Raw genomic sequence first — 13,144 nt, forward strand, 5'->3', positions numbered from 1 at the left:
GGATAAATTGTTGCCGCCAGCATGGTTTGCTACAGTAGCGGGAATTTCAGAGGAAACGTCCATGCCACGCGATAACCGCCTGTCCCGCTCGCTGCACGCGCTCATTCATCTTGATCGTCACGTTAAACGCACTACTTCCGATGCCATGGCAAAAATGCTCGGCACCAACCCGGTGGTGGTGCGTCGCATGATGTCAGGGCTGCGTGAAAAGGGGTATCTGGTGTCGGAAAAGGGGCACGGCGGCGGCTGGGAGCTGCGCGCGGACCTGCGCGATATCACGCTGCTGGATGTGTACCAGGCCATCGGCTCACCGGCGCTGTTCAGCATTGGCCCGGCGGCCGATCCTTCGCCCTGCCTGGTGGAACATGCGGTAGACGCCCGGCTCGACCAGGCGCTGGGTGAAGCCGAAGCGTTACTGCTGCAGCGCTTTAGCCAGATTACCGTGGCGGACATCGCCGACGATTACCTGCAAAAAATGGCCAGCCTCGGGCTGGATCCGCACACCTTTCCGCGCTGCAGCGACTAACCCGCGCGGCCGTTAATCCTGCTTCTGCAATTTGATCTGCGCGTCATGCTTCATCACATGCGTGGTGACGGCGGCCTGAAACACTTTAAACATCATACCGCTGACAAACGTGGTCAGCGTCAGCGTGATGAAGGCTGTCATGAACCAGTCGACCAGCGGCCAACCGCTGTTCAGCAGCGTTGGGTGGTAAATCAGCATCGCGGCAAACACCACCCAATGGCTCAGGCAATAGAAACAGTGAAACAGATGACCGAGCAAGGCGTGTTTGCGTGCGGTCCAGGCGCGCAAACCGGCAAACAGTTCGGTCTGCGTCATGGTCATCGCGATGCTGGCTGAGGCTAGCGCAATCGCCACACAGACACCCAATTCAGACGTTATAAATGCTTGCATAGACTTTTCTCCTTCATGTCGTTAAGCGCAGTGAGAGCTGCTGATCATCTTTCATGTAACTTACAGTATTACATGATGGGTCATGCCGCAACTGCGGTTTCCCGCGCCTGAACATGGGAGAGTATATTGGCGAGTTATCGCTATTTATTGGCTTTATGCGCAAACACAGCCAGTCGTCCTGTTTTTACAATGTCGCAGATTGAGTCGCACCACGGCATCAGGAGGAGAGGATGGATATTAACGCAGCTTTTATGCATCAGCTGATGATGTGGATAGAGGCGAATATTGAACAAAAGCTCATGCTGGAGACGGTCGCACAGCGGGCCGGTTATTCGCAGTGGCATTTGCAGCGGCTGTTCCGCAGCTACACTGGCGTGGCGCTGGGAGCCTATATCCGTGAACGCAAGCTGACGGCTTCCGTCATCACCCTGCTCAGCAGTAACACGTCGCTGATGCAGATTGCGCTGCAGTTTGGCTTCGATTCACAGCAAACCTACTGCCGCACCTTTCGGCGCATGTTTGACCTGCCGCCGGGCGCTTATCGCCGCAAATACCGGCACAGCCTGCCACCGATTGACGGTCCGGCTAGCCTGCTGATGCTGCATTCGCAGAGTCGGCTGGCGTCGTAAAGTATTTGCCTGGCGTTGAGCCGAAGGCGGCGCGAAACGCGCTGATATAGCTGCTGACGCTGTCGAAGCCCACCTGCCAGGCAACCTGCTGCACACTGTGGCCTGCCGCCAGCCCTTCCAGCGATTTCAGCAGGCGCGACACCTGACGATATTTACTCAGGCTCATGCCAACCGCGCTGGACCAGTGGCGACTCAGGCTGCGCGCGCTCAGACCAGCCCACTGCGCCAGCTCCGGCCCGGTGCGTGTATCAGCCGGATCGTCCATCAGCAGGCGTGCAATCTGCCGCAGCCGCGGCTCATCCGGCAGCGGCAGGGTGAGTTCCTGCGGCGTGGATTCGTACAGTTCATCAAGAAACACCTGACCCAGCCGGGTATAGCGCGCGCTGCTCCACAGTTCAGGCTCCAGCACCGCCAGCCGTTCTGCCAGCGGCTCCAGCACGGTCGGGCAGGAGAGCAGCACCGGCCGATCCGGCAACGGCGCAGCCAGCGCTTCGTCAATCAGTACCGTCCAGCCCAGCACGCGCCCCGGCCCGACAAGGGCATGGTCAAACCACGGCGGAATCCAGCCGACCAGCCGCGGCGGGTTAGCAAAAATGCCCGACGAGGTGTTCACCGTCATCAATCCCTGGCGCAGACAAAACAGCTGACCGGCGGCATGACGATGCGTGCGTCGCTCGCGATCCAGCTCCTTCGACAGTGACACGGCAATGACTTTGGGCGCATCCGGTCGCATCAGCCGCTGGCGCAGCTCTTCCTTACGCGGATCGCCAGAGAACGGAAGGTTGTCGGATGGATGGATGAGCATGGCTGGGCCTGAGTGGTGAGTGGCGGAAGATCACCGATGTAGGGTGATGTTTTTAAATTATGAATTTAAGAGATTCATAGCTACTGGTTTTGACCGGAGAGTTGAACCTGATACAAGAACCGGGCAGCTCTCACATTCATACTACCGATCAAGTCATTCAGCACAAGCCGGTTTACTGAATCTGGCAGCAGATCGCAGCAATAACTAAAAACCTGAAAAATTATGAGCGTTCCGAGCAAAGACAGTGTTGCCCTTTTGGTCTGATGACTTTATGAATTTGAGGGTAGTGATTCCGGTTTCATTTATGCTTAATTGATACCGGATTTGCAGGCAGCACATCAAACTTGAGTTTCGTGCAAGTTTTTTAATGATTCATATCTAACGAGTCTGAGTGAGAGCGTATAAGCCAGAAGCTACTTTAAATCCTCAGGCTTGGTTGTTAATATCAAAACTTATTAATTCATTGATTTATATGACGAAGAGTGGATTGATGTATTTTTTATTTTATAAATTGAGATGGGTATTGGAGCCATGCCACTTTGTATTCATATTTCAATCAAACTGGCGTGGCATACCTGGATTTCATGTGGCTTTTCATCATTGGATTGTGATATATTTGATTCGGAACAGGATGTCTAATCGGGATGATTTATATGAACGAATATGAGAAAAAGCTGTTTGATAATGGTTTCACTAGTAAAGATATCGGTAAGCTCAGGAGTATCGTAAAAAAGGATGAGTCCCAATCTGATACCCTTAAAACTCTGGTTATTGATTTAAGCAAACGTTTTTGGGGAGGTGTTATCGGAGTATCTATATTGATCCTCATAGGATTATATGGTGCCCTTAATGCCGATAAATCAGATTTCCTCTCTTATGTGATTGTCCTTGGCTTCGCTTTTTTGATTATCTATTTCGTTACTCCATTGAGATTATCCTGGAAAGCCTATAGGTTTATTAAGAAGAACGATAATAGTTAATTATTTGCAGGGTTGTTTTGCATTTGATAAAGATTCAAACCTATTCCAGTCCCTTTGATCGCCGCTCCTGCACCTTTTATAGCAAGGGCGGGCTTGCTCATAGTCTGAACTTTGCGATAATAATCAGCAGGAAGATATTTGTATAATCTCCAGGCTTCCGGCTTTAATGTAAGTTTGAAAATACCATAATAAGAGGTGGTTAAATCAACTACCTGATATGCAAGTAATCCCAGCCTTTGGTCAAATCCAAAAAACTCAGCTATATCCTCATATGCGTCTCTGACCGGATTTGAAGGGTTAGGTACACCTCTCAGCTTTCCAATTCCTTCAATACCTGAACCTACACCATTCATAATGAGTGTTGAACCGGCGATTACGCCTAGCACATTGCCTGTTGCTGCAGACCCGACTAATACACCCGCCCCTGCCACAATTTGTAAGCCACTTAGGACAACGCTTATACCGTCAATAACATAACCGATGACCTTTTCATTATCATGGTAGAACTTTACTGATGAGGATATCGTCGCCTGGCCGGTTCTGAGCATTCTGTCCTGAATTGAAAGGTTATGAGACTCTTTCTTAAGATTCTGAATGCACTCCTGACATTGTTCATCGCTGGTAGCAGAACGGATGGTATTAAGTTGAAGATTAATGAAGTCCCGTACTTCATCATGAAATCGCATCCTAAGCATTCCATCTTTCAGATGAATGAGAGAAAGATTGTTAGCTAAGCTTACTAGTTGATTTGCCTGAAGATTACCCATTGTGAGGAAGTAATCTGAAAATCTGTTCTTATTCCAGTAGTTGTCCATAACGATACCTTTGTGTAAACATAGCTTTCAATTAACAGGGCTAATCAGATCCTAAAATAACTGGAGTCGAAAAGGAAGACAAATGAGCATTGATATTTTTCTCAAAATTGAAGGCATCACAGGCGAATCTCAAGACTCGAATCATAAGGGATGGATTAATGTTGATTCTTTTACCTGGGGTGCCAGTCAGCCAGGCAACATGAGTGTGGGTGGCGGTGGTGGTGCAGGAAAAGTGCAGTACCGGGACCTAACAGTTCAGACTCATATCGACAAAGCCACACCAGCAGTGATGAAGTATGTCTCGAACGGCAACCATATTAGTAAGGTGGAACTTTCCGCCTGTAAGGCAGGGGGCAGCCAAACTGAATATTGCAGGATAACATTGGAAGATGTCCTTATTACCAACGTTCTCTTCAATGGAGCAAACCATTCAGAGCTTTTAGCCTTATCTTATCAGTTTCAGGCTTCAAAAGTTAAGATTCAGTATTGGGAACAGTCTTCCTCTGGCGGTAAAGGTGCTGAGTCGCAGTCGGGATGGGATATTAAAAGTAATAAGGAAGCTTGAATGAGTACGTATCTGAAAGGCACCCTGTAAATATTTAAGGTAGTTCTCTCAGATGCGTTCATTAGCGTTAACGAAAGATTAGAGTTAGCGCTAATTATAGGTTGTAAAAATGATCACCTGAAGCGGTGGAATTCAGAAAAAGCAAATTGGCGGAAGATCACAGGAGTCGAACCTGCCCGGGACCGCTGGCGGCCCCAACCGGATTTGAAATCCGGCCGCCTCACCGGAGACGACGATCTTCCTTTGAAGATGCCGCGCAGTATAGCGGCAATTGGCGGTAAAATCTTGATCGCAGCGGGGCGTTATTGCACCTTCTCGCCGTGATGCTGCCGATACTCCTTTGGCGTGGTGGCGTAGCTTTTCTTAAACACCGAATAGAAGTACTGCAGGGAAGGATAGCCGCACATCTGCGAAATTTCATTAATATTCAATGAAGAGCAGGCCAGCAGTTCACGCGCTTTCTCCAGCTTCTCGCGGTGAATCATGGCGTGAATGGTGTCGCCGGTCTCATCGCGAAAACGTTTTTCCAGATTGGAGCGCGACAGGCCAATCGCATCCAGCACCTGTTCGACCTTGATGCCTTTACAGGCGTTAAAGCGGATGTAATGCATCGCCTGAATCACCGCCGGATCGCGCAGCGAGCGAAAATCGGTAGAGCGGCGGGCAATGACTTTTACCGGCGGCACCAGAATGCGTTGCAGCGGCAGCGTTTGCCGATCGAGCAGACGATGCAGCAGTTTGGCGGCCTGATAACCCATCTGGCGCGTACCCTGGGCTACCGAAGAGAGCGCCACGCGGGACAGATAGCGCGTCAGCTCTTCGTTATCGATACCGATTACGCTGAGCTTCTCCGGTACCGGAATTTTCAGGTGTTCACAAGCCTGCAGCAAATGGCGTGCACGCGCGTCGGTCACCGCGATAATGCCGGTCTGCGGCGGTAGCGTTTGCAGCCAGTCGGCGAGGCGGTTTTGCGCGTGCTGCCAGTTTTCCGGCGCGGTTTCCATCCCCTGATACACCACGCCCTGATAGCGCTCGCGCATCACCAGCTGGCGAAACGCCTGCTCGCGCTCCTGCGCCCAGCGTTTGCCACTGGCGGCGGGCAGGCCGTAAAACGCAAAGCGATGAATGCCTTTCTCTTTCAGATGCAGAAAGGCACTCTCCACCAGCGCAGCGTTGTCGGTGGCGATGTAGTGCACCGGCGGATAATCCTGCTGCCGGTGATAAGAGCCACCAACGCCGACAATCGGCACCGGCACATTGCTGAGCAGGCTCTCGATCGAGCTGTCGTCGTAATCCGCAATGACGCCGTCGCCCAGCCATTCGCGGATGTTGTCGATGCGGCAGCGGAAATCCTCTTCAATGAAGATATCCCAGTCGGTTTGCGAAGCCTGCAGATACTCGCCGACCCCTTCCACCACCTGACGGTCATACACCTTGTTGGCGTTAAACAGCAGCGTAATACGGTAACGTTTTTCGTGCATCGTGGCGCGCTCCCTTAAACCTGTTGCGCATTGCATAGCACGGCGGAAAAGGCAGCAGAAATTGTTTGCGCCACATTGTGATCGCCCACGCGATTACACCCGGCGGCGCGTAGCCGTATCCATCCACACCGCCAGCAGTAAAATCGCCCCTTTAACGATGTACTGCCAGAAGGTCGGCACGTCCATCATGCTCATGCCGTTATCCAGAGACGCCATGATGAAGGCGCCCATCACCGCGCCGGCCACCGAACCGACGCCGCCCGCCAGGCTGGTGCCGCCAATCACGCAGGCAGCGATGGCGTCCAGTTCGGCAATATTGCCCGCTGAGGGCGAGCCAGCACCAAGACGTGAACTGAGGATCAGGCCGGCAATAGCCACCATGACGCCGTTGATGGCGAACACCGCCAGCTTGGTGCGCGCCACGTTGATGCCCGACAGGCGCGCTGCATCAATGTTGCCGCCGATAGCATAAATCCGTCGTCCGAAGGCGGTGCGTGTGGCCATAAACATGCCGCCGAGCAGCAGCAGTGCCAGCAGCAGGACCGGTGTCGGCACGCCGCGGTAATCGTTCAGCAACCAGATGGCACCCAGCACCAGAACAGCGGTAATCGCCTGGCGTGCCACCGTGCCGCTGGCGGCCGGTTGTGATAACCCCAGCTGCTGGCGACGCAGCCGTAGCCGCCATTGCCAGAGAATAAACAGTGCCAGACCGGCGAAGCCGAAGCCAAAGCCGACGCCGCCGGGCAAATAGCTTTGTCCGATCTGCGACATCGCCGGCGTTGTTGGCGCTACGGTGGTGCCATCGGTAATACCAACCAGAATGCCGCGAAACGCCAGCATGCCCGCCAGCGTGACGATGAACGAGGGCACTTTACGGTACGCGACCCACCAGCCATTCCAGGTGCCCAGCAACAGGCCAAGCACCAGCGTTACCACGATGGTCAGCGGCAGCGGCCAGCCGAGCCAGACGTCAAAGATGGCCGCGGCACCGCCCAGCAGGCCCATCATCGAACCGACGGAAAGGTCGATCTCCGCCGAGATAATGACAAACACCATGCCCACCGCGAGGATGCCGGTGATGGCGGTCTGGCGCAGCAGGTTAGAGACGTTGCGTGGGCTAAGCCAGGCACCGTCGGTGGTCCAGGTGAAGAACAGAGCGATAAGCACAATCGCTCCCAGCATCACCAGCACCTGCAGATTGAAGCGCGGAAACTTGCCCGGCGCTGGCTTGCCCGGGGTACCGGACAGGCTCTGGCTACTTTCAGTTTTAAGCATAATGTTCGCTCCGCAGGGCAGCTTCCATGACCTGCTCCTGAGTCAGGTTGTCGTTAATCAGATCGGCTTTGATTTGCCCTTCGTGCATCACCAATACGCGGTCACTCAGACCCAGCACTTCAGGCAGTTCGGAGGAGATAACAATCACCGCGATGCCCTGCTGCACCAGCGCGTTAATCAGCAGATAGATCTCCTGGCGAGCGCCGACGTCGATGCCGCGCGTCGGTTCGTCCAGAATCAAAATGCGCGGATTGAGCAGCAGGCATTTGGCGAGGATCGCTTTTTGCTGATTACCACCGCTGAGGCGGCCAATCGCCAGCTCGGGTGAGGAGGTTTTGACACGCAGACGGCGGATAGCATCGTTGATCGCCTGCTGCTCCTGGGCTTCATCCAGCGTGGAGAAGCGATGGCTGTATTGATCCAGCGCGGCCAGCGTGATGTTTTTCCCCACGCCCATCAGTGGCACGATGCCATCTTTTTTCCGGTCCTCCGGCACCATGGCGATGCCGTGCGCAATCGCGGCCCGGCAATCGTCGATCTTCACCTGCTGGCCATCAATCCAGATTTCGCCCTGCCAGCGACCGGGCCAGACACCAAACAGGCACTGGACCGTTTCGGTGCGTCCTGCGCCCACCAGCCCGGCAATACCGAGAATTTCGCCGCGCTTCAGGCTGAACGACACATTATTAACGCGGCGCACATGGCGGTTGACCGGATGCCAGGCGGTGAGGTTTTCCACTTTCAGTACCGTTTCGCCGATCTCGTGCGGCTGGTGCGGATAGAGTGCGGTGAGCTCGCGACCCACCATCATCGTGATGATGTCATCTTCACTCAGCCCGGCCGCTGGCCGTGTGGCGATGTGCTGACCATCGCGAATCACACAGATGGTGTCCGAAATCGCTTTGACCTCATTAAGCTTGTGGGAGATGTAGATGCAGGCAATACCGTGCTCGCGCAGGTTAGTGATAATCCCAAGCAGCACTTCGGTTTCCTGTTCGGTGAGCGACGAGGTCGGCTCATCAAGGATTAGCAATCGCACCTGCTTATTCAGCGCCCGCGCGATCTCTACCAGCTGCTGCTGGCCGAGACCGAGCTCGCCAACTTTGGTAGCAGGCGAAACGTTAAGTTTGACCCGCTCCAGCAGCTGCTGGCAGCGCAGCGTCATGGTTTCATCATCGACCATACCGAAGCGACCGAGCTCGGCACCGAGGAAAATGTTCTCCATGACCGTAAGCTGCCGCACCAGCGCCAGCTCCTGATGAATAATCACAATGCCTTTACGCTCGGTGTCGCGGATGGTTTGCGCCTCGATGCGATCGCCGGCAAAGCGAATTTCGCCGTCAAATTCGCCGTGCGGGTAAAGCCCGCACAGCACTTTCATCAGCGTCGATTTGCCCGAGCCGTTCTCACCGCACAGCGACATGACTTCACCGGCTTCGAGCCGCAGGCTGACGGCATCCAGCGCTTTTACCGCGCCGAAACGCTTGGTGATGTTGTTCATTTCCAGCAGCATCGATCTGCTCCTTCGCGTTTCAGGCGCTTAGAGTTCGCTCTGTTTATGGAAGCCGTCTTTCACTACGGTGCTTTCGATGTTGTCTTTGTTGACCGGAATCGGCTTCAGCAGGCGCGACGGCACCTCTTTCAGGCCATTATTCAGCTTGCTGTTGCTGGCGGGGGTTTTGCCATCGCCCAGTTCCACCGCAATTTTTGCCGCTTCGGTGGCAAGTTCGGTGATGGGTTTGTACACCGTCATGGTTTGCGTGCCGTTCATGATGCGTTTGATGGCGGCGAGATCGGCATCCTGACCGGAAATGGCGACTTTGCCCGCCAGTCCCTGCGCGCTCAGCGCCTGAATGGCCCCACCAGCGGTGGCATCGTTGGAGGCAACGACGGCATCAATGTGGTTGCTGTTAGCGGTCAGCGCGTTTTCCATGATTTTCAGCGCATTCTCTGGCAGCCAGGCATCAACCCACTGATCGCCCACCACTTTGATGCTGCCGTTATCGATGTAAGGTTTTAACACTTTCATCTGGCCGGCACGGAACAGACGTGCATTATTATCCACCGGCGATCCGCCCATCAAAAAGTAGTTCCCTTTAGGTACCTGTTTAACCAGACTTTCGGCCTGCAGTTCGCCGACTTTTTCATTATCAAACGAGATATAAAAATCGATGTCGGCATTATTAATCATGCGGTCATAAGCGAGGACTTTAATGCCTTCGCGTTTCGCTTCGGCCACCACATTACTCAATACCTGACCGTTATAAGGAATGATGACCAGCACATCGACACCGCGGTTGATCATATTTTCAATCTGTGAGATTTGCGTCTCTTCATTGCCGTTGGCCGACTGGACAAATACTTTGGCCCCAGACTTTTCCGCCTGGCTGACAAAAATGTCCCGGTCTTTCTGCCAGCGTTCCAGACGTAAATCATCGATCGCCATACCGATTTTCACTTCTTTCGCCAGCCCGGCGTGGCTGAACAGGGCCAGTGCAGCGCTGAGGGCTAACAGCGTGTGTCTCATTTTCATCATGGTCATCCTGTAGGTTGAGGCTATTGTCGTTGTAAGGCTATGAACCAGGGCGGATGAATTGTTGCCCCGCGACGTGAACAACATCAATTACTGATTTTTATCCTGCTATTACGTTTTTTTGTTTATTTGTGATTCTTTGAGCGCGATCGAAATTTTACGCGGCCATCTGTTAAATCTTGCAGCGGCGCTGCGCGCCGGTACGCGATGTAATTAAATACATGGATTTGCGAGCTGCCGCACAAATAATAATTATCTTAAGTTCAGTGTGAAATATCGTAATTGAGCTGAACGCTTACGCCTCCGCAAAATAACGCTTCACTGCTGACCATTCGGGTCTGATGCTAAGGAGCACAACATGCACGCTTATTTCGACCAGCTTGAGCGCGTTGGTTATGAAGGGGCCAATACCCCTAACGCACTGGCGTTTCGTCATTACAATCCGCAGGAAGTGATTCTGGGTAAAACCATGGCGGAACACCTGCGTTTTGCCGCCTGTTACTGGCACACGTTCTGCTGGAACGGGGCGGATATGTTCGGCGTGGGGGCCTTTGATCGCCCGTGGCAGAAAAATGGCGATGCGCTGCAGCTGGCGAAGCTCAAAGCGGATGTCGCGTTCGAGTTCTTTTACAAACTCAACGTGCCTTATTACTGCTTCCATGATGTCGATGTGTCACCGGAAGGTGATTCGCTGCGCAGCTACCGGGAAAACCTGGCGGTAATGACCGATAAGCTGCTGGAAAAACAGCAGGAAACCGGCGTCAGATTGCTGTGGGGCACCGCGAACTGCTTTACGCATCCCCGCTATGCGGCCGGCGCGGCGACCAGCCCGGATCCGGAAATTTTCGCCTGGGCAGCCAGCCAGGTGTGCAGCGCGATGCAGGCGACGCAGACGCTGGGCGGTGAAAACTATGTGCTATGGGGCGGACGCGAAGGATACGAGACGCTGCTGAATACCGATTTGCGGCAGGAGCGCGAGCAGATCGGGCGCTTCATGCAGATGGTGGTGGAGCACAAGCATAAAATCGGTTTCCAGGGGATGCTGCTGATTGAGCCGAAGCCGCAGGAGCCGACTAAACACCAGTACGACTTTGATGTCGCGACGGTCTACGGTTTCCTCCGGCAGTTTGGCCTGGAAAAAGAGATCAAAGTGAATGTGGAAGCCAACCATGCCACGCTGGCGGGTCACTCTTTCCATCATGAAATTGCGACGGCGATTGCGCTGGGCATCTTCGGTTCGGTCGATGCCAACCGCGGTGACAGCCAGTGCGGCTGGGATACCGACCAGTTCCCGAACAGCGTCGAAGAAAACGCGCTGGTGATGTACGAGATCCTCAAAGCGGGCGGGTTCACCACCGGCGGCTTAAACTTTGATGCCAAAGTACGGCGCCAGAGCACCGACAAATACGATCTGTTTTATGGCCACATCGGCGCGATGGATACCATGGCGCTGGCGCTGAAAGTGGCGGCACGTATGGTGAGCGATGGTGAGCTGGATAAGCGCGTGGCGCAGCGCTATAGCGGCTGGAATGGTGAGTTCGGCCAGCAAATTCTGAAAGGTGAGTTTTCTCTTGCCTCGCTGGCGGCGCATGCTCAGCAACAGCAACTCAATCCGCAGCATCGCAGCGGACGCCAGGAGCAGCTGGAAAATCTGGTGAATCACTATCTGTATAATTTCTAATCCATCGGGAGCGAAGCATGGTTATCGGGATCGATTTAGGCACCTCCGGCGTCAAAGTGGCGCTGCTGGATGCGCACGGCCAGGTTCAGGCAACGGCCAGCGCGCCGCTGCAGGTGACGCGTCCGCAGCCGCTATGGAGCGAACAGGATCCCGAAAGCTGGTGGCAGGCCACCGATAGTGCCATGCAGGCGCTGGCGCAGCAGCACGATTTACGCCACGTCAGCGCCATCGGTTTTAGCGGCCAGATGCACGGCGCGACGCTGCTGGACGCCGCGCATCAGGTGCTGCGTCCGGCGATATTGTGGAACGACGGGCGCAGTAGCGCGCAGTGTCACGAGCTGGAGCAGCGCGTGCCGTCGTCGCGTCAGATTACCGGCAACCTGATGATGCCGGGTTTTACCGCGCCCAAATTGTTGTGGGTGCAGCAGCATGAACCGGCGATATTTGCGCAGGTAGCAAAAGTGCTGCTGCCGAAAGATTATCTGCGCTGGCGGATGAGCGGCGATTTCGCCACCGATATGTCAGATGCGGCCGGAACGATGTGGCTGGATGTGGCACAGCGCGACTGGAGCGATGCAATGCTGGCGGCGTGCGGGCTGAACCGCAGCCACATGCCGCAGTTGTTTGAAGGCAACCAGATTACCGGCACGCTGCTGGCGGAAATTGCGGCACGCTGGGGGATGGAGCCGGTGCCGCTGGTGGCCGGCGGCGGCGACAATGCGGCTGGCGCCGTCGGCGTTGGCATGGTTGAGCCAGGACAGGGCATGCTGTCGCTCGGCACCTCCGGCGTCTATTTTCTGGTGAGCGAAGGCTATCTCAGCAATCCGCAACGCGCCGTGCACAGTTTCTGTCATGCGCTGCCGCAGCGCTGGCATCTGATGTCGGTGATGCTGAGTGCCGCCGCCTGTCTGGACTGGGCCGCTGCGCTGACCGGCTGTGATGATGTGCCGCACCTGCTGGCCGAAGCTGAACGCGCCAGCGCGCAGGCCACGCCTGTGTGGTTTTTGCCTTACCTTTCCGGCGAGCGCACGCCGCACAATAATCCGCAGGCACAGGGGGCTTTCTTTGGCCTGACGCACCAGCACGGCCGGCCGGAACTGGCGCGCGCGGTGCTGGAAGGTGTGGGCTTTGCGCTGGCGGAAGGCATGGATGCGGTGCATGAGTGTGGCGTACTGCCCAACACGGTGATGCTGATTGGCGGCGGTGCGCGCAGCGCGTACTGGCGGCAGATGCTGGCGGACATCAGCGGACTGACGCTGGATTATTGTCACGGCGGCGAGGTGGGGCCGGCGCTCGGTGCCGCACGTCTGGCGCAGCTGGCAGTGGAACCGGCCAGCGAATGGCCGGCACCGGCGTTAGTGCAGCGCCATCAGCCGGACGCCGCGCAGCATCAGGCTTATCAGCCGCGCCGTGCGCGCTTTGCGCAGCTATACCAGCAGTTGTTACCACTGATGTCCTGATTTG

General features: G+C 55.0%; 13 protein-coding genes and 1 tRNA gene. 6 read left to right on the top strand and 8 right to left on the bottom strand.

Features of this window, described 5'->3' with window-relative positions; all coding sequences use genetic code 11:
- The first annotated feature begins 61 nt into the window (after positions 1-61).
- On the top strand, positions 62-526 hold the full coding sequence (locus AC6I8F_RS00380; protein WP_260642159.1) for an RrF2 family transcriptional regulator: 465 nt from the start codon (positions 62-64) through the stop codon (positions 524-526).
- Positions 527-538: 12 nt separating this feature from the next.
- On the opposite strand, the gene AC6I8F_RS00385 is transcribed toward AC6I8F_RS00380, so the two are convergent.
- Positions 539-916, bottom strand: coding sequence for a DUF1360 domain-containing protein (locus tag AC6I8F_RS00385; RefSeq protein ID WP_498028382.1), 378 nt, complete (start codon positions 914-916; stop codon positions 539-541).
- Positions 917-1,146: 230 nt separating this feature from the next.
- On the opposite strand from AC6I8F_RS00385, the gene AC6I8F_RS00390 reads away from it, so the two are divergent.
- Positions 1,147-1,545 (top strand): helix-turn-helix domain-containing protein, encoded by a 399-nt coding sequence (locus AC6I8F_RS00390; protein WP_166712430.1) that lies wholly within the window; start codon positions 1,147-1,149, stop codon positions 1,543-1,545.
- Here the strand turns inward: AC6I8F_RS00390 and AC6I8F_RS00395 are convergent.
- Positions 1,502-2,350, bottom strand: coding sequence for an AraC family transcriptional regulator (locus AC6I8F_RS00395; protein ID WP_058781886.1), 849 nt, complete (start codon positions 2,348-2,350; stop codon positions 1,502-1,504). The two genes, AC6I8F_RS00390 and AC6I8F_RS00395, sit on opposite strands and share 44 nt — an antisense overlap.
- A gap of 653 nt (positions 2,351-3,003) precedes the next feature.
- Between AC6I8F_RS00395 and AC6I8F_RS00400 the strand changes: the two genes are divergently transcribed.
- The gene (locus AC6I8F_RS00400) at positions 3,004-3,330 is read left to right on the top strand and encodes a hypothetical protein (RefSeq protein WP_166712432.1); all 327 of its coding nucleotides are present in this window, start codon (positions 3,004-3,006) and stop codon (positions 3,328-3,330) included.
- On the opposite strand, the gene AC6I8F_RS00405 is transcribed toward AC6I8F_RS00400, so the two are convergent.
- Positions 3,327-4,145, bottom strand: a complete 819-nt coding sequence (locus AC6I8F_RS00405) for a DUF4225 domain-containing protein (protein ID WP_150059699.1) — start codon at positions 4,143-4,145, stop codon at positions 3,327-3,329. The two genes, AC6I8F_RS00400 and AC6I8F_RS00405, sit on opposite strands and share 4 nt — an antisense overlap.
- A gap of 82 nt (positions 4,146-4,227) precedes the next feature.
- On the opposite strand from AC6I8F_RS00405, the gene AC6I8F_RS00410 reads away from it, so the two are divergent.
- Positions 4,228-4,710, top strand: coding sequence for an Hcp family type VI secretion system effector (locus tag AC6I8F_RS00410; protein ID WP_150059700.1), 483 nt, complete (start codon positions 4,228-4,230; stop codon positions 4,708-4,710).
- A 147-nt stretch (positions 4,711-4,857) separates the two neighbouring features.
- Here the strand turns inward: AC6I8F_RS00410 and AC6I8F_RS00415 are convergent.
- From AC6I8F_RS00415 to xylF, 5 genes are all read right to left on the bottom strand, one after another.
- Positions 4,858-4,952: transfer RNA gene (locus AC6I8F_RS00415), tRNA-Sec, on the bottom strand.
- Positions 4,953-5,012: 60 nt separating this feature from the next.
- Entirely contained in the window at positions 5,013-6,191 is a 1,179-nt protein-coding gene (gene xylR, locus AC6I8F_RS00420) for a D-xylose utilization transcriptional activator XylR (RefSeq protein ID WP_166712436.1), read from the bottom strand.
- Between the two features lie 93 nt (positions 6,192-6,284).
- The gene (gene xylH, locus AC6I8F_RS00425; protein ID WP_058758166.1) at positions 6,285-7,466 is read right to left on the bottom strand and encodes a xylose ABC transporter permease XylH; all 1,182 of its coding nucleotides are present in this window, start codon (positions 7,464-7,466) and stop codon (positions 6,285-6,287) included.
- On the bottom strand, positions 7,459-8,979 hold the full coding sequence (locus AC6I8F_RS00430) for a xylose ABC transporter ATP-binding protein (protein ID WP_058758165.1): 1,521 nt from the start codon (positions 8,977-8,979) through the stop codon (positions 7,459-7,461). Before AC6I8F_RS00430 ends, xylH begins: the two co-directional genes overlap by 8 nt.
- Positions 8,980-9,006: 27 nt before the next feature.
- Positions 9,007-9,999: a D-xylose ABC transporter substrate-binding protein gene (xylF, locus tag AC6I8F_RS00435; RefSeq protein ID WP_058758164.1), complete on the bottom strand. Its 993-nt coding sequence runs from the start codon at positions 9,997-9,999 to the stop codon at positions 9,007-9,009.
- Positions 10,000-10,357: 358 nt separating this feature from the next.
- On the opposite strand from xylF, the gene xylA reads away from it, so the two are divergent.
- Positions 10,358-11,680: a xylose isomerase gene (gene xylA, locus AC6I8F_RS00440; protein ID WP_282955053.1), complete on the top strand. Its 1,323-nt coding sequence runs from the start codon at positions 10,358-10,360 to the stop codon at positions 11,678-11,680.
- 17 nt (positions 11,681-11,697) lie between these two features.
- Positions 11,698-13,140 carry a xylulokinase gene (gene xylB / locus AC6I8F_RS00445; protein WP_282955052.1) on the top strand — a complete coding sequence of 481 codons (1,443 nt, stop codon included), beginning with the start codon at positions 11,698-11,700 and terminating at the stop codon, positions 13,138-13,140.
- Positions 13,141-13,144: the final 4 nt, after the last annotated feature.

It is taken from the genome of gamma proteobacterium symbiont of Axiagastus rosmarus, from assembly GCF_059730925.1.